The organism is Bacillus infantis (assembly GCF_008180445.1).
GTDB lineage: Bacteria > Bacillota > Bacilli > Bacillales > Cytobacillaceae > Bacillus_AB > Bacillus_AB infantis_B.
Map to the genome: position 1 here is coordinate 34,932 of NZ_VTER01000018.1, position 14,058 is coordinate 48,989.

28 protein-coding genes are annotated in these 14,058 nt (G+C 44.4%); all 28 read left to right on the plus strand.

Annotation, left to right across the window (positions count from 1 at the left end; all coding sequences use genetic code 11):
- The first annotated feature begins 616 nt into the window (after positions 1–616).
- Positions 617–925, plus strand: a complete 309-nt coding sequence (gene rpsJ / locus FZD51_RS23910) for a 30S ribosomal protein S10 (RefSeq protein WP_009791329.1) — start codon at positions 617–619, stop codon at positions 923–925.
- 36 nt (positions 926–961) lie between these two features.
- Positions 962–1,588: a 50S ribosomal protein L3 gene (gene rplC / locus FZD51_RS23915; RefSeq protein ID WP_009791328.1), complete on the plus strand. Its 627-nt coding sequence runs from the start codon at positions 962–964 to the stop codon at positions 1,586–1,588.
- A gap of 28 nt (positions 1,589–1,616) precedes the next feature.
- Entirely contained in the window at positions 1,617–2,240 is a 624-nt protein-coding gene (gene rplD / locus FZD51_RS23920) for a 50S ribosomal protein L4 (RefSeq protein ID WP_009791327.1), read from the plus strand.
- Positions 2,237–2,524: a 50S ribosomal protein L23 gene (gene rplW / locus FZD51_RS23925; protein ID WP_187445883.1), complete on the plus strand. Its 288-nt coding sequence runs from the start codon at positions 2,237–2,239 to the stop codon at positions 2,522–2,524. Before rplD ends, rplW begins: the two co-directional genes overlap by 4 nt.
- A gap of 30 nt (positions 2,525–2,554) precedes the next feature.
- Positions 2,555–3,385: a 50S ribosomal protein L2 gene (gene rplB, locus FZD51_RS23930; protein ID WP_009791325.1), complete on the plus strand. Its 831-nt coding sequence runs from the start codon at positions 2,555–2,557 to the stop codon at positions 3,383–3,385.
- A gap of 60 nt (positions 3,386–3,445) precedes the next feature.
- Positions 3,446–3,724 carry a 30S ribosomal protein S19 gene (gene rpsS, locus FZD51_RS23935; RefSeq protein WP_148977005.1) on the plus strand — a complete coding sequence of 93 codons (279 nt, stop codon included), beginning with the start codon at positions 3,446–3,448 and terminating at the stop codon, positions 3,722–3,724.
- Positions 3,725–3,742: 18 nt separating this feature from the next.
- Complete coding sequence (rplV, locus tag FZD51_RS23940; protein WP_009791323.1) at positions 3,743–4,084, plus strand: 50S ribosomal protein L22; 342 nt, start codon at positions 3,743–3,745, stop codon at positions 4,082–4,084.
- 3 nt (positions 4,085–4,087) lie between these two features.
- Positions 4,088–4,744 (plus strand): 30S ribosomal protein S3, encoded by a 657-nt coding sequence (rpsC, locus tag FZD51_RS23945; RefSeq protein ID WP_009791322.1) that lies wholly within the window; start codon positions 4,088–4,090, stop codon positions 4,742–4,744.
- 1 nt (position 4,745) lies between these two features.
- On the plus strand, positions 4,746–5,180 hold the full coding sequence (gene rplP, locus FZD51_RS23950; RefSeq protein WP_009791321.1) for a 50S ribosomal protein L16: 435 nt from the start codon (positions 4,746–4,748) through the stop codon (positions 5,178–5,180).
- Entirely contained in the window at positions 5,170–5,373 is a 204-nt protein-coding gene (gene rpmC / locus FZD51_RS23955; protein ID WP_003351417.1) for a 50S ribosomal protein L29, read from the plus strand. Before rplP ends, rpmC begins: the two co-directional genes overlap by 11 nt.
- Before the next feature lie 19 nt (positions 5,374–5,392).
- A complete protein-coding gene (gene rpsQ / locus FZD51_RS23960) occupies positions 5,393–5,656 on the plus strand; it encodes a 30S ribosomal protein S17 (protein ID WP_009791320.1) in 264 nt (87 codons plus the stop codon).
- A gap of 40 nt (positions 5,657–5,696) precedes the next feature.
- On the plus strand, positions 5,697–6,065 hold the full coding sequence (gene rplN / locus FZD51_RS23965; RefSeq protein WP_009791319.1) for a 50S ribosomal protein L14: 369 nt from the start codon (positions 5,697–5,699) through the stop codon (positions 6,063–6,065).
- Between the two features lie 33 nt (positions 6,066–6,098).
- A complete protein-coding gene (gene rplX / locus FZD51_RS23970) occupies positions 6,099–6,410 on the plus strand; it encodes a 50S ribosomal protein L24 (RefSeq protein WP_009791318.1) in 312 nt (103 codons plus the stop codon).
- A gap of 25 nt (positions 6,411–6,435) precedes the next feature.
- Entirely contained in the window at positions 6,436–6,975 is a 540-nt protein-coding gene (rplE, locus tag FZD51_RS23975) for a 50S ribosomal protein L5 (protein ID WP_009791317.1), read from the plus strand.
- A gap of 25 nt (positions 6,976–7,000) precedes the next feature.
- A complete protein-coding gene (locus tag FZD51_RS23980) occupies positions 7,001–7,186 on the plus strand; it encodes a type Z 30S ribosomal protein S14 (protein WP_009791316.1) in 186 nt (61 codons plus the stop codon).
- A gap of 30 nt (positions 7,187–7,216) precedes the next feature.
- Positions 7,217–7,615 (plus strand): 30S ribosomal protein S8, encoded by a 399-nt coding sequence (gene rpsH / locus FZD51_RS23985; RefSeq protein WP_148977006.1) that lies wholly within the window; start codon positions 7,217–7,219, stop codon positions 7,613–7,615.
- A 30-nt stretch (positions 7,616–7,645) separates the two neighbouring features.
- Positions 7,646–8,182 carry a 50S ribosomal protein L6 gene (gene rplF / locus FZD51_RS23990; protein WP_148977007.1) on the plus strand — a complete coding sequence of 179 codons (537 nt, stop codon included), beginning with the start codon at positions 7,646–7,648 and terminating at the stop codon, positions 8,180–8,182.
- Positions 8,183–8,214: 32 nt separating this feature from the next.
- Positions 8,215–8,577, plus strand: coding sequence for a 50S ribosomal protein L18 (gene rplR, locus FZD51_RS23995; protein ID WP_148977008.1), 363 nt, complete (start codon positions 8,215–8,217; stop codon positions 8,575–8,577).
- Between the two features lie 21 nt (positions 8,578–8,598).
- Positions 8,599–9,099, plus strand: coding sequence for a 30S ribosomal protein S5 (gene rpsE / locus FZD51_RS24000; protein ID WP_009791312.1), 501 nt, complete (start codon positions 8,599–8,601; stop codon positions 9,097–9,099).
- 13 nt (positions 9,100–9,112) lie between these two features.
- Entirely contained in the window at positions 9,113–9,295 is a 183-nt protein-coding gene (gene rpmD / locus FZD51_RS24005) for a 50S ribosomal protein L30 (protein ID WP_009791311.1), read from the plus strand.
- Positions 9,296–9,325: 30 nt separating this feature from the next.
- On the plus strand, positions 9,326–9,766 hold the full coding sequence (rplO, locus tag FZD51_RS24010) for a 50S ribosomal protein L15 (RefSeq protein WP_022543220.1): 441 nt from the start codon (positions 9,326–9,328) through the stop codon (positions 9,764–9,766).
- Positions 9,766–11,061 (plus strand): preprotein translocase subunit SecY, encoded by a 1,296-nt coding sequence (secY, locus tag FZD51_RS24015; RefSeq protein WP_009791309.1) that lies wholly within the window; start codon positions 9,766–9,768, stop codon positions 11,059–11,061. Before rplO ends, secY begins: the two co-directional genes overlap by 1 nt.
- Before the next feature lie 59 nt (positions 11,062–11,120).
- Positions 11,121–11,771, plus strand: a complete 651-nt coding sequence (locus FZD51_RS24020) for an adenylate kinase (RefSeq protein WP_148977009.1) — start codon at positions 11,121–11,123, stop codon at positions 11,769–11,771.
- The gene (gene map / locus FZD51_RS24025) at positions 11,771–12,541 is read left to right on the plus strand and encodes a type I methionyl aminopeptidase (RefSeq protein ID WP_148977010.1); all 771 of its coding nucleotides are present in this window, start codon (positions 11,771–11,773) and stop codon (positions 12,539–12,541) included. Before FZD51_RS24020 ends, map begins: the two co-directional genes overlap by 1 nt.
- A 325-nt stretch (positions 12,542–12,866) precedes the next feature.
- Entirely contained in the window at positions 12,867–13,085 is a 219-nt protein-coding gene (infA, locus tag FZD51_RS24035) for a translation initiation factor IF-1 (protein ID WP_009791305.1), read from the plus strand.
- Between the two features lie 37 nt (positions 13,086–13,122).
- A complete protein-coding gene (gene rpmJ, locus FZD51_RS24040) occupies positions 13,123–13,236 on the plus strand; it encodes a 50S ribosomal protein L36 (protein WP_000868344.1) in 114 nt (37 codons plus the stop codon).
- A gap of 21 nt (positions 13,237–13,257) precedes the next feature.
- Positions 13,258–13,623 (plus strand): 30S ribosomal protein S13, encoded by a 366-nt coding sequence (gene rpsM, locus FZD51_RS24045; protein WP_009791304.1) that lies wholly within the window; start codon positions 13,258–13,260, stop codon positions 13,621–13,623.
- A 22-nt stretch (positions 13,624–13,645) separates the two neighbouring features.
- A complete protein-coding gene (gene rpsK / locus FZD51_RS24050; RefSeq protein ID WP_009791303.1) occupies positions 13,646–14,035 on the plus strand; it encodes a 30S ribosomal protein S11 in 390 nt (129 codons plus the stop codon).
- The last annotated feature ends 23 nt before the right edge of the window (positions 14,036–14,058 follow it).

Sequence of the window (14,058 nt, forward strand, 5' to 3'; positions counted from 1 at the left end):
GGAAGCAGATGGATCAATTCCATCTGCTTCTTTTTTGCTTTTATCTCCAAACTAACCTAAGGTCTGTCATACATAAAATTCGGTTGCAACCTGACGTCAGTGGAAGCAGGCTCGGCGGATAGTAAAATAAGCTGTGCGTTTCAAGAATTAATTCTGTTCCATAACAATACCAGGGGACTGATTGTTTACTTATCGGTATGCTGAATGGTGAAGCTGTTAATGTCAGCCGAAGCAATACTGCTCTATACTATAGAAGAAACAGGTTGTGCTGCTTCAGCAGAGAAGCAAAAGAGTAACTGATTCAGCGTGAGCGACGCAGTCTTTTTTAGTTTCAATATATAAGAATACATCAGGCACAGTGAATTGTTAGACTTCTTCCAATCCCCTTGAAAACCAGCGATATACCCGCTATAATAGTAAAAGTGTGCGAAACATAAAAGAATATAACATTTCATGTTGCAATTCTTAAATGGTTTCTGTATAATAGACAATGTTGGTCTTTGACTGCGATGAAGTGAAAGGTTGCTGACACACCCGGCCGCTTTGCCATGGCGAGTGTGTGGGAAATTTTCACGGAGAATGTCTATATCAATATAGGCGAAAAGGAGGGAAAATAATGGCAAAACAAAAAATTCGTATCCGTTTAAAAGCGTATGATCACAGGATCCTTGATCAATCTGCTGAAAAGATTGTTGAAACTGCAAAGCGTTCTGGTGCGGCTGTGTCCGGCCCGATCCCATTGCCGACTGAAAAGTCAATTTACACAATCCTGCGTGCGGTCCATAAGTACAAAGATTCACGTGAGCAGTTCGAAATGCGTACGCATAAGCGTCTGATCGACATCATCAACCCAACTCCACAAACAGTTGATTCACTGATGCGCTTAGACCTGCCATCAGGTGTAGATATCGAAATCAAATTATAATGAAATAAATTATTAAATTCTCAGGAGGTGTGACTAATGACCAAAGGAATCTTAGGAAGAAAGATCGGTATGACTCAAGTATTTGCTGAAAATGGCGACCTTATCCCGGTAACTGTTGTAGAAGCTACAGGAAACGTTGTTCTTCAAGTGAAATCTGTCGACACAGACGGATATGAAGCGATCCAGCTTGGCTTTGAAGATAAGCGCGAAAAGCTTTCCAACAAACCTGAACAAGGACATGTCGCGAAAGCTGATACTGCTCCTAAGCGCTTCGTTCGCGAATTCCGCGGAGTTGACTTAGCAGCATATGAAGTTGGTCAAGAAGTCAAAGTAGATATTTTCGCAGAAGGCGATACTGTTGATGTAACAGGAATCTCTAAAGGTAAAGGTTTCCAAGGCTCTATCAAGCGCCACGGACAATCACGCGGACCTATGTCACACGGTTCACGCTACCACCGTCGCCCTGGTTCAATGGGACCTGTAGCTCCTAACCGTGTATTCAAAGGTAAAGCATTGCCAGGACGCATGGGCGGAGACCAGATCACTGTTCAAAACCTGGAAATCGTTAAAATTGATGCAGAACGCAACCTGCTTCTGATCAAAGGAAACGTACCTGGAGCGAAAAAAGCGCTTCTAAAAATCAAAACTGCGGTTAAAGCATAATTAATCCAGCCAGAAAGGAGGAAATAGAATGCCTAAAGTAGCATTGTTAAACCAAGCTGGTTCACAAGTTGGAGAAATCGAACTAAATGAAACCATCTTCGGTATTGAGCCTAACAACCACGTACTATTCGAAGCTGTTGTAATGCAAAGAGCTTCTTTACGTCAAGGAACTCATAAAACTAAAATTCGTTCTGAAGTAGCCGGCGGCGGACGCAAGCCATGGCGCCAAAAAGGAACTGGACGCGCTCGTCAAGGTTCCATCCGTTCACCACAATGGCGCGGAGGCGGTACAGTATTCGGTCCTACTCCACGCAGCTACAGCTATAAGCTGCCTAAAAAGGTACGCCGTTTAGCAATTAAATCTGCACTATCTTCTAAAGTGGCAGAAGAAAACATTCTAGTATTAGAAAACCTTGCTTTAGAAACTCCTAAAACAAAAGACTTCAAGGGTGTCCTTACTGGACTGTCTGTTGATAAGAAAGCTCTTATCGTAACAGCTGATCTTGATGAGAACGTAGCATTGTCTGCGCGCAATATCCCTGGAGTGACTGTTGTAACTGCAACAGGCGTCAATGTTTTGGATGTTCTAAGCCATGATAAGCTTATCATGACTAAAGCAGCGGTTGAAAAAGTAGAGGAGGTGCTTGCATAATGGATGCACGCGATATCATTAAGCGCCCCGTTATCACTGAACGTTCTACTGACCTGATGGCTGACAAGAAGTATACTTTTGATGTTGATGTTAGAGCTAACAAAACTCAAGTTAAAGATTCTATCGAAGAAATCTTTGGCGTAAAAGTTGAGAAAGTAAACATCATGAACTACAAAGGTAAGTTCAAGCGCATGGGTAAATTCGGCGGCTATACGAACAAACGCCGTAAAGCTATCGTAAAACTAACTGCAGACAGCAAAGAAATCGAATTCTTTGAAGTCTAATAACCATAACTAGAAGAGGAGGGAAACGAAATGGCGATTAAAAAGTATAAACCTACCTCCAACGGTCGTCGCGGCATGACTACTTCTGACTTTGCTGAGATCACTACAGACAAGCCGGAAAAGTCACTATTAGCTCCTTTAAAGCGTAAAGGCGGCCGTAACAACCAAGGTAAGTTAACAGTTCGTCACCAAGGCGGCGGACACAAACGTCAATATCGTATCATCGATTTCAAACGTGATAAAGATGGCATTCCAGGACGCGTTGCTACGATCGAATATGATCCAAACCGTTCAGCCAACATCGCACTAATCAACTACGTGGATGGAGAAAAGCGTTACATCCTTGCTCCTAAGAACCTTTCAGTGGGCACTGAAGTAATGTCTGGACCTGAAGCTGACATCAAAGTGGGTAACGCACTTCCACTTGCAAACATCCCAGTGGGTACTGTTATCCACAACATCGAACTGAAACCTGGCAAAGGCGGACAGCTTGTTCGTTCAGCAGGTACTTCTGCTCAAGTATTGGGTAAAGAAGGCAAATATGTTCTTGTTCGTTTAAACTCTGGAGAAGTTCGCATGATCCTTGCTACTTGCCGCGCTACAGTAGGCCAAGTGGGCAACGAGCAGCACGAACTGATCAACATCGGTAAAGCCGGTCGTTCACGCTGGTTAGGCAAGCGCCCAACTGTCCGTGGTTCTGTAATGAACCCGAATGATCACCCGCACGGTGGTGGTGAAGGTCGCGCTCCTATCGGACGTAAATCACCAATGTCTCCATGGGGCAAACCAACTCTTGGTGCTAAAACACGTAAGAAGAAGAGCAAATCCGACAAGTTTATCGTACGTCGTCGTAAAAAATAACGGGATTGAGCTACGGTTCCACAAGAGAACCGTAGAACGATCACGAAGGGAGGTTCAATCATGGGTCGCAGCTTAAAAAAAGGACCTTTTGTTGATGAGCATTTAATAACAAAGATCGAAAAGCTAAATGAAAACGAAGGCAAGCAAGTGGTAAAGACTTGGTCACGCCGTTCTACGATCTTCCCGCAATTCATTGGTCACACTATCGCAGTTTATGATGGTCGTAAACATGTACCTGTATATGTGACAGAAGACATGGTAGGGCACAAGCTTGGAGAATTCGCTCCATCTCGTACTTACAAAGGCCATGGCAATGATGATAAGAAAACAAGACGTTAATGAGAGGAGGGCATCCTGATGCAAGCTAAAGCTGTTGCAAGAACAGTTCGTATTGCTCCTCGTAAAGCTCGTTTAGTCGTAGATTTAATTCGAGGTAAGCAAGTAGGTGAAGCGGTGGCTATCTTAAACCATACGCCAAAAGCAGCTTCTCCTGTCGTTGAAAAATTATTGAAATCCGCATTGGCAAATGCTGAGCATAACTACGAAATGGACGTAAACAATTTAGTAGTATCTCAAGTATTCGTTGACGAGGGACCAACTTTGAAGCGTTTCCGTCCGCGTGCTATGGGCCGTGCAAGTGCAATCAACAAACGTACTAGTCATATTACTATCGTTTTATCAGAAAAGAAGGAGGGATAATCAGTGGGTCAAAAAGTAAATCCAGTCGGTTTGCGAATCGGTGTCATCCGTGATTGGGAGTCAAAATGGTTCGCAGGCAAAGACTATGCTGAACTTTTACACGAAGACCTTAAAGTGCGTGAGTACATTACGAAGCGTTTAAGCGATGCATCACTTTCTAAAGTTGAGATCGAGCGTGCAGCTAACCGTTTAAACATCACTATCCACACTGCTAAGCCTGGTATGGTTATCGGTAAAGGCGGTTCTGAAGTTGAAGCTCTTCGTAAAGCTCTTAACTCACTTACTGGCAAACGTGTTCACATCAACATTCTTGAAATCAAAAAAGCAGACATCGACGCGAAATTAGTTGCGGAAAACATTGCTCGTCAATTGGAAAACCGTGTATCTTTCCGTCGTGCTCAAAAGCAAGTTATCCAACGTGCAATGCGCGCTGGCGCTAAAGGTATCAAAACAATGGTATCTGGCCGTCTTGGCGGTGCTGATATCGCTCGTTCTGAATCTTACAGCGAAGGTACTGTTCCACTTCATACACTTCGTGCTGATATCGACTATGCTACTGCAGAAGCAGACACAACATACGGTAAATTAGGCGTTAAAGTATGGATCTATCGTGGAGAGGTGCTTCCTACAAAGAAGAAAACTGAGGAAGGAGGCAAATAATATGTTATTGCCAAAACGCGTTAAGTATCGCCGTGTACACCGCGGAAAAATGCGTGGACAATCAAAAGGCGGTACTGAAGTGAACTTCGGTGAATTTGGCCTTCAAGCTCTTGAAGCTTCTTGGATCACTAACCGTCAGATTGAATCTGCCCGTATCGCGATGACTCGTTACATGAAACGTGGCGGTAAAGTATGGATCAACATCTTCCCTCACAAGCCTTACACTGCAAAGCCTCTAGAAGTCCGAATGGGTTCTGGTAAAGGTGCTCCTGAAGGATGGGTAGCAGTAGTTAAGCCAGGGAAAATCATGTTTGAAATTGCCGGCGTATCTGAAGAGGTAGCTCGTGAAGCATTACGTCTTGCATCACACAAACTTCCTGTAAAGTGCAAGTTTGTAAAACGAGAAGAAATTGGTGGTGAATCAAATGAAAGCTAATGAAATTCGTGACCTTACCACTGCTGAAATAGAACAAAAAGTAAAATCTTTAAAAGAAGAGCTATTCAACCTGCGCTTTCAATTGGCGACTGGACAACTTGAAAATACAGCTCGCATTCGTGAAGTACGCAAAGCGATTGCTCGCATGAAAACTGTAATTCGTGAGAGAGAAATCGGCGTTAACAATCGATAATTGATAGGAGGTTCGCACAATGAGTGAACGCAACCAACGCAAGGTTTACACTGGACGCGTTGTTTCCGACAAGATGGACAAAACAGTCACTGTTCTTGTAGAAACATACAAAAAGCACACGCTCTATGGTAAGCGCGTTAAGTACTCTAAAAAGTTTAAAGCTCATGACGAGCAAAACGAAGCAAAAATTGGCGATGTGGTTCGTATTATGGAAACTCGTCCACTTTCTGCGACTAAACGCTTCCGTCTTGTAGAAGTAGTAGAAAAAGCAGTTATAATCTAATGGTTCGGAATAAGCTTCATCCCGAAGGGAGGTTACACGCATGATTCAACAAGAATCACGTTTGAAAGTTGCTGACAACTCAGGTGCTCGTGAAGTACTGACAATTAAAGTCCTTGGTGGCTCTGGCCGCAAAACAGCTAATATCGGTGATGTTATCGTTTGTACTGTAAAACAAGCAACACCAGGTGGCGTTGTTAAAAAAGGTGACGTCGTTAAAGCAGTTATCGTTAGAACTAAGCGCGGTGTCCGCCGTGATGACGGTACTTACATCCGTTTTGATGAAAACGCATGTGTAATTATCCGTGACGATAAGGGTCCACGCGGAACTCGTATCTTTGGCCCAGTTGCACGTGAATTGCGCGACAGCAACTTTATGAAAATCGTATCACTAGCTCCAGAAGTACTATAATTCAAACAAATTGCCTTTAAGGAGGTGCGACAGATGCATGTAAAAAAAGGTGACAAAGTCATGGTCATTTCTGGTAAGGATAAAGGCAAATCAGGTGTGATCCTTGCTGCTTTCCCAAAACAAAGCCGTGTGCTTGTTGAAGGTGTGAACGTAGTAAAGAAGCACTCTAAGCCATCCCAAGTGAATCCGCAAGGCGGAATCATCAGCCAAGAAGCACCTATTCATGTATCAAACGTGATGCCAATCGACCCTAAGTCAGGTAACCCGACACGTGTTGGTTACAAAGAGGTTGATGGCAAGAAAGTTCGCGTTGCGAAAAAATCCGGTGAAGTTCTAGATAAATAAGTAACTGAAGAAGGGAGGTACAAGAATGAACCGCCTAAAAGAGAAGTTTTCAAATGAAATTACACCTGCTCTTATGAGCAAGTTTAACTACGAATCAATCATGCAAGTACCAAAGCTTGAAAAAATCGTTATCAACATGGGTGTCGGCGATGCTGTTGCAAACGCAAAGTCGCTTGACAATGCTGTTGAAGAGCTTGCGGTTATCAGCGGCCAAAAGCCGGTTGTAACCCGTGCTAAAAAATCAATCGCTGGGTTCCGTCTTCGTGAAGGCATGCCTATCGGTGCTAAAGTTACTCTGCGCGGAGAGCGCATGTACGAGTTTTTTGATAAATTAGTATCTGTATCTCTTCCACGTGTACGTGACTTCCGCGGGATCTCAAAGAAATCCTTTGACGGCCGCGGCAACTACACTCTTGGTGTGAAAGAACAGTTAATCTTCCCTGAGATTGATTACGATAAAGTAAGCAAAGTTCGTGGTATGGATATCGTTATCGTTACTACAGCTAACACAGATGAAGAAGCTCGTGAACTTTTAACTCAATTTGGAATGCCATTCCAAAAGTAATCGCTAAATAGAGGGAGGCGACAACGTGGCTAAAAAGTCAATGATTGCGAAACAAAAACGCACGCCTAAATATCCGGTACAAGAATACACTCGCTGCGAACGCTGCGGGCGTCCACATTCTGTATACCGTAAATTTAAGCTTTGCCGTATCTGTTTCCGTGAATTAGCATACAAAGGACAAATTCCTGGTGTGAAAAAAGCTAGCTGGTAAAACCCAAAGTCTGGGAAGGAGGTAAAAACAATGGTCATGACAGATCCAATTGCAGATTTGCTTACACGCATCCGTAATGCGAATATGGTACGTCACGAAAAATTAGAGGTTCCTGCTTCTAATATCAAGAAAGAAATCGCTGAAATCCTTAAGCGTGAAGGTTTCGTACGTGATGTTGAGTTTATCGAAGACAATAAACAAGGCATCATCCGCATTTTCCTTAAATACGGTGCAAACAATGAGCGCGTAATCACTGGTCTTAAGCGCATCAGTAAGCCTGGTCTTCGTGTATATGCAAAATCAAACGAAGTTCCTCGCGTGTTAAACGGTCTAGGAATCGCATTAGTATCTACTTCTCAAGGAGTTCTTACAGATAAAGAAGCCCGCGCTAAGCAAGCTGGCGGAGAAGTATTAGCATACGTTTGGTAATAGAGTTTCTCAAGAATGGAGGTGCAATAAATGTCTCGCGTAGGTAAAAAACCAATTGAAATTCCAAGTGGTGTTACAATCACTGTAGATAATAACAATGTGACAGTTAAAGGCCCTAAAGGCGAATTGTCTTATTCATTCAGCCCTGATATGGCAATCAGCGTGGAAGAGAACATCATTAATGTTTCCCGTCCATCAGAAGCGAAAGAGCACCGCGCACTGCACGGAACTACTCGCGCCCTGATCGCAAACATGGTTGAAGGTGTTTCTAAAGGATTTGAAAGAGGCCTTGAGCTTATCGGTGTCGGTTACCGTGCTCAGAAGCAGGGGAAGAATCTGATCCTGAACGTTGGCTACTCTCACCCTGTTGAAATCGTTCCTGAAGAAGGAATCGAGATCGAAGTACCTTCTAACACGAAGGTTATCGTAAAAGGCACAAGCAAAGAACGTGTTGGTGCACTTGCTGCTAACATTCGTGACGTTCGTCCTCCAGAGCCTTACAAAGGTAAAGGTATCCGCTACGAAGGCGAATATGTGCGTCGTAAAGAAGGTAAAACAGGTAAGTAATGCCGCATAGGCAAACGAAAGGAGTGACCTAAATGATTACGAAGGCTGATAAAAATCAAAGCCGCAAAAAAAGACATGCCCGCGTGCGTTCTAAACTTAGCGGTACTGAAGCTCGTCCTCGTTTAAACGTGTTCCGCTCTAACAAGCATATCTATGCTCAGCTGATCGATGATGTGAACAAAGTGACTGTTGCAAGTGCTTCGACACTTGATAAGGAAGTTGAACTGACTGCTACAGGAAACACAGATGCTGCTGTTAAGGTTGGAGAACTAGTTGCTAAGCGCGCTGTTGAAAAAGGAGTTAAAGCTGTCGTTTTTGACCGCGGAGGCTACCTGTATCACGGACGTGTTAAAGCATTAGCAGATGCTGCTCGTGAAAACGGCTTAGAATTTTAATAGAAGGAGGGACACATAAAGATGCTTCGTATTGACCCAAACAAACTTGAACTTGAAGAACGCGTAGTTACAATCAATCGTGTAGCGAAAGTTGTTAAAGGTGGACGCCGCTTCCGTTTTACTGCTCTTGTAGTAGTAGGCGATAAGAACGGACATGTAGGCTTTGGAACTGGTAAAGCACAGGAAGTTCCGGACGCGATCCGCAAAGCAATTGAAGATGCTAAGAAAAACCTTATCGAAGTACCTATGGTTGGAACAACTATTCCACACCAAATCATCGGTCATTTCGGTGCTGGCGAAATCCTTTTGAAGCCTGCTTCTGAAGGTACTGGAGTTATCGCTGGTGGTCCGGTTCGTGCGGTTCTTGAATTGGCTGGTGTAGCTGATATCCTGTCTAAGTCATTAGGCACAAACACACCAATCAACATGGTTCGTGCAACTCTTGAAGGACTAAATAACTTAAAACGTGCTGAAGACGTAGCTAAGTTACGCGGTAAATCAGTAGAAGAACTGTTAGGATAAGGAGGGAAATCAAATGGCGAATAAACTAGAAGTTACCCTCACTCGCAGCGTGATTGGTCGTCCTCAAGACCAGCGCGAAACAGTTAAAGCTCTAGGATTACGTAAGATGAACCAAACAGTTGAGCACCAGGATAATGCTGCTATCCGCGGCATGATCAACAAGGTTGCTCACCTTGTAAAGGTCTCTGAGAAATAAGTTCGATTTTTTCAATAAGGAGGTGCCAAAATGAAACTTCATGAATTAAAACCTGCAGAGGGTTCTCGTCAAGAACGCAAGCGCAAAGGTCGCGGTATCGGTTCAGGCAATGGTAAAACTGCTGGTAAAGGTCATAAAGGTCAAAACGCACGTTCAGGCGGCGGTGTACGTCTTGGTTTCGAAGGTGGTCAAACACCTTTATTCCGACGCTTGCCTAAGCGCGGTTTCACAAACATCAACCGCAAAGAATATGCAGTTGTTAACCTTGATGCACTTAACCGTTTTGAAGACGGAACAGAAGTTACACCAGAACTTCTTATCGAAACAGGAGTCGTAAGCAACGAAAAAGCAGGAGTGAAAGTTCTTGCTAAAGGCAAAGTAGAGAAAAAGCTTACTGTTAAAGCTCATAAATTCTCCTCTGCTGCAAAGGAAGCTATTGAAGCTGCCGGCGGTCAAACAGAGGTGATCTAATGTTTCAGACAATCTCCAATTTTATGCGCGTGGGTGATATAAGACGAAAGATCCTATTCACCCTTTTAATGCTGATCATATTCCGCATCGGTACATTCATTCCTGTACCGCATGTGAATGCTGATCTGTTAAAAGCACAGGATGACTTGAGTGTATTTGGGATCCTGAATACATTCGGCGGAGGAGCGCTTCTCAACTTCTCTATCCTTGCAATGGGGATCATGCCGTATATCACGGCTTCGATCATCATTCAGCTCTTGCAGATGGACGTTGTCCCGAAGTTTACTGAATGGTCAAAGCAAGGGGAAGTGGGGCGCCGTAAGCTGGCTCAATTCACCCGTTACTTTACAATCGTGCTTGGTTTCATCCAGGCGCTGGGTATGTCCTACGGCTTTAATAACATGGCTGGCGGCATGCTGATTGAAAATCCGGGCATCGGAACTTACCTTCTGATTGCCACTGTACTGACAGCAGGAACAGCCTTCTTAATGTGGCTTGGAGAGCAGATCACATCAAAAGGTGTCGGAAACGGCATTTCCATCATCATTTTTGCTGGTATCGTAGCGGCCATACCTTCCACGGTCAACCAGATTTACGCCCAGAAGATTGAAGATGCAGGTGAGCAGCTTTTCCTTAGCATTGTTACAGTAGTCCTGATCCTGGTTGCAGTCATTGCCATCATCGTTGGAACGATCTTCATCCAGCAGGCATTAAGGAAAATTCCGATCCAATACGCTAAGCGTATGGCCACAGGAGGAAATCCTGCGGGCGGACAATCAACTCATTTGCCTTTAAAGGTGAATGCTGCCGGAGTTATTCCAGTCATCTTTGCAGTCTCGTTCATCGTAACGCCTAGAACGATTGCTTCTTTCTTCGAGCAGAACGATGTGACGATGTGGATTCAAAGAGTGTTCGACTATACCCACCCAATTGGTATGATCGTGTATAGTGCATTGATCATTGCCTTTACGTATTTCTATGCTTTTATCCAGGTGAATCCGGAGCAGGTTGCCGACAACTTGAAAAAGCAAGGCGGCTATATCCCGGGTATACGCCCAGGTAAAAACACTCAGGAATATCTGACTCGTGTCTTATATCGTTTGACATTTGTCGGTGCGCTTTTCTTGACTGCCATTGCGATCCTTCCGGTTTTCTTCATTAATTTCGCCGGACTGCCGCAATCAGCCCAGATTGGCGGAACAAGCCTTCTGATTGTTGTGGGTGTTGCGCTCGAAACAATGAAGCAGCTTGAAGCCCAAATGGTTAAGCGTCACTATAAAGGTTTCATAAAATAATTCGGTTTTGGGAACTTTTAGTTCCCATTAACCTTATTAGAGACTGAGGGGGAAATCTTGTGAATTTAGTATTGATGGGGCTCCCAGGTGCCGGCAAAGGTACGCAAGCCGAGAAAATTGTCGAGAAGTACGGCATCCCTCATATCTCAACAGGAGATATGTTTCGTGCAGCTATAAAAGAAGGCACGGAACTAGGTTTAGAAGCTAAATCTTTCATGGATAAAGGCGAGCTTGTCCCTGACCAGGTGACAATCGGCATAGTCCGCGAAAGGCTAAGCAAGGAAGATTGCAATAAAGGCTTTTTGCTTGATGGCTTCCCAAGAACGGTTGCCCAGGCTGATGCCCTTGAAGACATTCTTTCAGAACTGGATAAAAAGATTGATTATGTCATCAACATTGATGTTGACCAAAGCATTTTAATGGAGCGCCTGACTGGCAGACGCATCTGCAAGAACTGCGGGGCAACTTACCACCTGGTATTCAATCCCCCTGCAAAGGCAGACGAATGCGACCGGTGCGGCGGCGAACTTTATCAGCGTGCTGATGATAACGCCGAAACTGTTAAAAACCGACTTGATGTCAACATTAAGCAGACTAAGCCCCTTCTTGATTTCTATGAAACAAAAGGGTATCTGCGCAATATTGATGGGCAGCAGGAAATTTCCAAGGTGTTCACTGATCTTGATTCACTCCTCGGAGGCCTGCTTTAATGATCATCTGCAAAACACCGCGTGAAATTGAAATCATGCGTGAAGCCGGGCGTATTGTTGCCCTGACTCACCAGGAGCTGCAGAAGCATGTTGCACCGGGCATTACAACCGGAGAGCTGGATACAATTGCCGAGGCGTTTATACGCAAACATGATGCAATCCCATCTTTTAAAGGTTATAATGGTTTCCGTGGCAGCATCTGTGCATCTGTGAACAATGAACTTGTGCACGGGATTCCCGGGGATCGGGTGCTTAACGAAGGCGACATTATCAGCATCGATATAGGTGCTGAATATAATGGCTACCATGGCGATTCCGCCTGGACCTACCCTGTAGGCACTGTTGACAGACAAGTCCGGCACCTGCTGGATGTCACAGAGCAGTCATTGTATGAAGGGCTTAAAGAGTCAAAGCCGGATGTACGTTTATCGAACATCTCTCATGCGATTCAGACGTATGCGGAAGCAAACGGTTTTTCCATTGTGCGTGAGTATGTTGGCCACGGAATCGGGCAAGACTTACATGAGGAACCGCAAATCCCTCACTACGGTCCGCCTAATAAAGGGCCGGTGCTTAAGCCGGGGATGGTACTGTGCATCGAGCCGATGGTCAATGCCGGAAGCAGGTATGTAAGAACCTTGGCTGATGACTGGACAGTCGTTACAGTGGACGGCAGCATGTGTGCGCATTTTGAGCATACCATTGCCATTACTGAAACAGGCTATGAGATCCTCACTAAAGCTCGATGTGCAGGTGATTGCATAGGCTGATTCTGAAACTGGTCTGCGGCCCTGACAAGATCATTTGATCTCTGGTCAAATTGTTTTGATTAAAAATGGGCGGGATGCCGGCGAATATGATATAATTATAAGGTTGATAGATGGACGGTTTGTCTCTATAGCCGAAGGGGCCAGACGGAAGTCAGGCAATCCACTGCTGAAGAGCGTCCGGCATCTGGAGCTGACTGATTATGTTTCTCCGGAAATCGAGTGCAGCATAAAATGAAACCGGCCGTGCAATGAAGGGAAAATTACGTTTTGCGTAAGCAGCGTATGAATAGGTGAGATTCTGAAAAGAAGAAGGGAGACATGTTCGATGGCGAAAGACGATGTAATCGAAATAGAAGGCACAGTTATTGAAACTTTGCCAAATGCTATGTTTAAGGTAGAATTGGAAAACGGTCATACTGTTTTGGCTCATGTTTCCGGCAAGATCCGCATGCACTTCATCCGCATCCTGCCAGGAGATAAAGTAACAGTTGAGCTTTCACCATATGACTTGACTCGCGGAAGAATCACTTACCGCTTCAAATAGACTGATTGCACTCCGTAATATCAAGGAGGTTAGGATAATGAAAGTAAGACCATCAGTTAAGCCGATCTGCGAAAAGTGCAAAGTTATCCGCAGACGTGGTAAAGTTATGGTTATCTGTGAAAACCCTAAGCATAAACAAAAACAAGGCTAATAACAAGGAGGTGCGCATAGAATGGCACGTATTGCTGGTGTAGATATTCCACGTGAAAAACGTGTAGTAATCTCATTGACTTACATTTATGGTATCGGTAAAAATACTGCTCAAAAGGTTTTGGCTGAAGCTGGTGTTTCTGAAGACACTCGCGTTCGCGACCTTACAGAAGATGAGCTTAACAAAATCCGTGAAGTAATCGACAGACTCAAAGTTGAAGGTGACCTTCGCCGTGAAGTTTCACTCAACATCAAGCGTCTTATGGAAATCGGTTCTTACCGCGGTCTTCGTCACCGCCGTGGACTTCCTGTACGCGGACAGAACACTAAGAACAATGCCCGTACACGTAAAGGTCCTCGTAAGACTGTAGCTAACAAGAAGAAATAATCGGTAAAGGAGGTAATATACAATGGCTCGTAAAACTAATACACGCAAACGCCGTGTTAAAAAGAATATTGAAAGTGGTATCGCCCACATCCGTTCAACATTCAATAACACTATCGTAACAATCACAGACGTTCATGGTAACGCTCTTTCTTGGTCAAGTGCTGGAGCTCTTGGATTCAGAGGTTCTCGTAAATCTACTCCATTTGCTGCTCAAATGGCTGCTGAAACTGCAGCGAAGACATCTATGGAACATGGTATGAAAACTCTTGAAGTTACTGTTAAAGGACCTGGTGCAGGACGTGAAGCTGCCATTCGTGCCCTTCAGGCTGCTGGTCTAGAAGTAACGGCTATCAGAGATGTTACTCCGGTTCCTCATAACGGATGCCGCCCGCCAAAACGTCGCCGCGTATAATTTTTTCTGTATAGAATTTGTAT

What these genes read in the sequence shown, in the direction of transcription:
- rpsJ (WP_009791329.1), top strand. Translation starts at nt 617, where the DNA reads ATGGCAAAACAAAAAATTCGTATCCGTTTAAAAGCGTATGATCACAGG.
- rplC (WP_009791328.1), top strand. Translation starts at nt 962, where the DNA reads ATGACCAAAGGAATCTTAGGAAGAAAGATCGGTATGACTCAAGTATTT.
- rplD (WP_009791327.1), top strand. Translation starts at nt 1,617, where the DNA reads ATGCCTAAAGTAGCATTGTTAAACCAAGCTGGTTCACAAGTTGGAGAA.
- rplB (WP_009791325.1), top strand. Translation starts at nt 2,555, where the DNA reads ATGGCGATTAAAAAGTATAAACCTACCTCCAACGGTCGTCGCGGCATG.
- rpsS (WP_148977005.1), top strand. Translation starts at nt 3,446, where the DNA reads ATGGGTCGCAGCTTAAAAAAAGGACCTTTTGTTGATGAGCATTTAATA.
- rplV (WP_009791323.1), top strand. Translation starts at nt 3,743, where the DNA reads ATGCAAGCTAAAGCTGTTGCAAGAACAGTTCGTATTGCTCCTCGTAAA.
- rplP (WP_009791321.1), top strand. Translation starts at nt 4,746, where the DNA reads ATGTTATTGCCAAAACGCGTTAAGTATCGCCGTGTACACCGCGGAAAA.
- rpmC (WP_003351417.1), top strand. Translation starts at nt 5,170, where the DNA reads ATGAAAGCTAATGAAATTCGTGACCTTACCACTGCTGAAATAGAACAA.
- rpsQ (WP_009791320.1), top strand. Translation starts at nt 5,393, where the DNA reads ATGAGTGAACGCAACCAACGCAAGGTTTACACTGGACGCGTTGTTTCC.
- rplN (WP_009791319.1), top strand. Translation starts at nt 5,697, where the DNA reads ATGATTCAACAAGAATCACGTTTGAAAGTTGCTGACAACTCAGGTGCT.
- rplX (WP_009791318.1), top strand. Translation starts at nt 6,099, where the DNA reads ATGCATGTAAAAAAAGGTGACAAAGTCATGGTCATTTCTGGTAAGGAT.
- rplE (WP_009791317.1), top strand. Translation starts at nt 6,436, where the DNA reads ATGAACCGCCTAAAAGAGAAGTTTTCAAATGAAATTACACCTGCTCTT.
- rpsH (WP_148977006.1), top strand. Translation starts at nt 7,217, where the DNA reads ATGGTCATGACAGATCCAATTGCAGATTTGCTTACACGCATCCGTAAT.
- rplF (WP_148977007.1), top strand. Translation starts at nt 7,646, where the DNA reads ATGTCTCGCGTAGGTAAAAAACCAATTGAAATTCCAAGTGGTGTTACA.
- rplR (WP_148977008.1), top strand. Translation starts at nt 8,215, where the DNA reads ATGATTACGAAGGCTGATAAAAATCAAAGCCGCAAAAAAAGACATGCC.
- rpsE (WP_009791312.1), top strand. Translation starts at nt 8,599, where the DNA reads ATGCTTCGTATTGACCCAAACAAACTTGAACTTGAAGAACGCGTAGTT.
- rpmD (WP_009791311.1), top strand. Translation starts at nt 9,113, where the DNA reads ATGGCGAATAAACTAGAAGTTACCCTCACTCGCAGCGTGATTGGTCGT.
- rplO (WP_022543220.1), top strand. Translation starts at nt 9,326, where the DNA reads ATGAAACTTCATGAATTAAAACCTGCAGAGGGTTCTCGTCAAGAACGC.
- secY (WP_009791309.1), top strand. Translation starts at nt 9,766, where the DNA reads ATGTTTCAGACAATCTCCAATTTTATGCGCGTGGGTGATATAAGACGA.
- map (WP_148977010.1), top strand. Translation starts at nt 11,771, where the DNA reads ATGATCATCTGCAAAACACCGCGTGAAATTGAAATCATGCGTGAAGCC.
- infA (WP_009791305.1), top strand. Translation starts at nt 12,867, where the DNA reads ATGGCGAAAGACGATGTAATCGAAATAGAAGGCACAGTTATTGAAACT.
- rpmJ (WP_000868344.1), top strand. Translation starts at nt 13,123, where the DNA reads ATGAAAGTAAGACCATCAGTTAAGCCGATCTGCGAAAAGTGCAAAGTT.
- rpsM (WP_009791304.1), top strand. Translation starts at nt 13,258, where the DNA reads ATGGCACGTATTGCTGGTGTAGATATTCCACGTGAAAAACGTGTAGTA.
- rpsK (WP_009791303.1), top strand. Translation starts at nt 13,646, where the DNA reads ATGGCTCGTAAAACTAATACACGCAAACGCCGTGTTAAAAAGAATATT.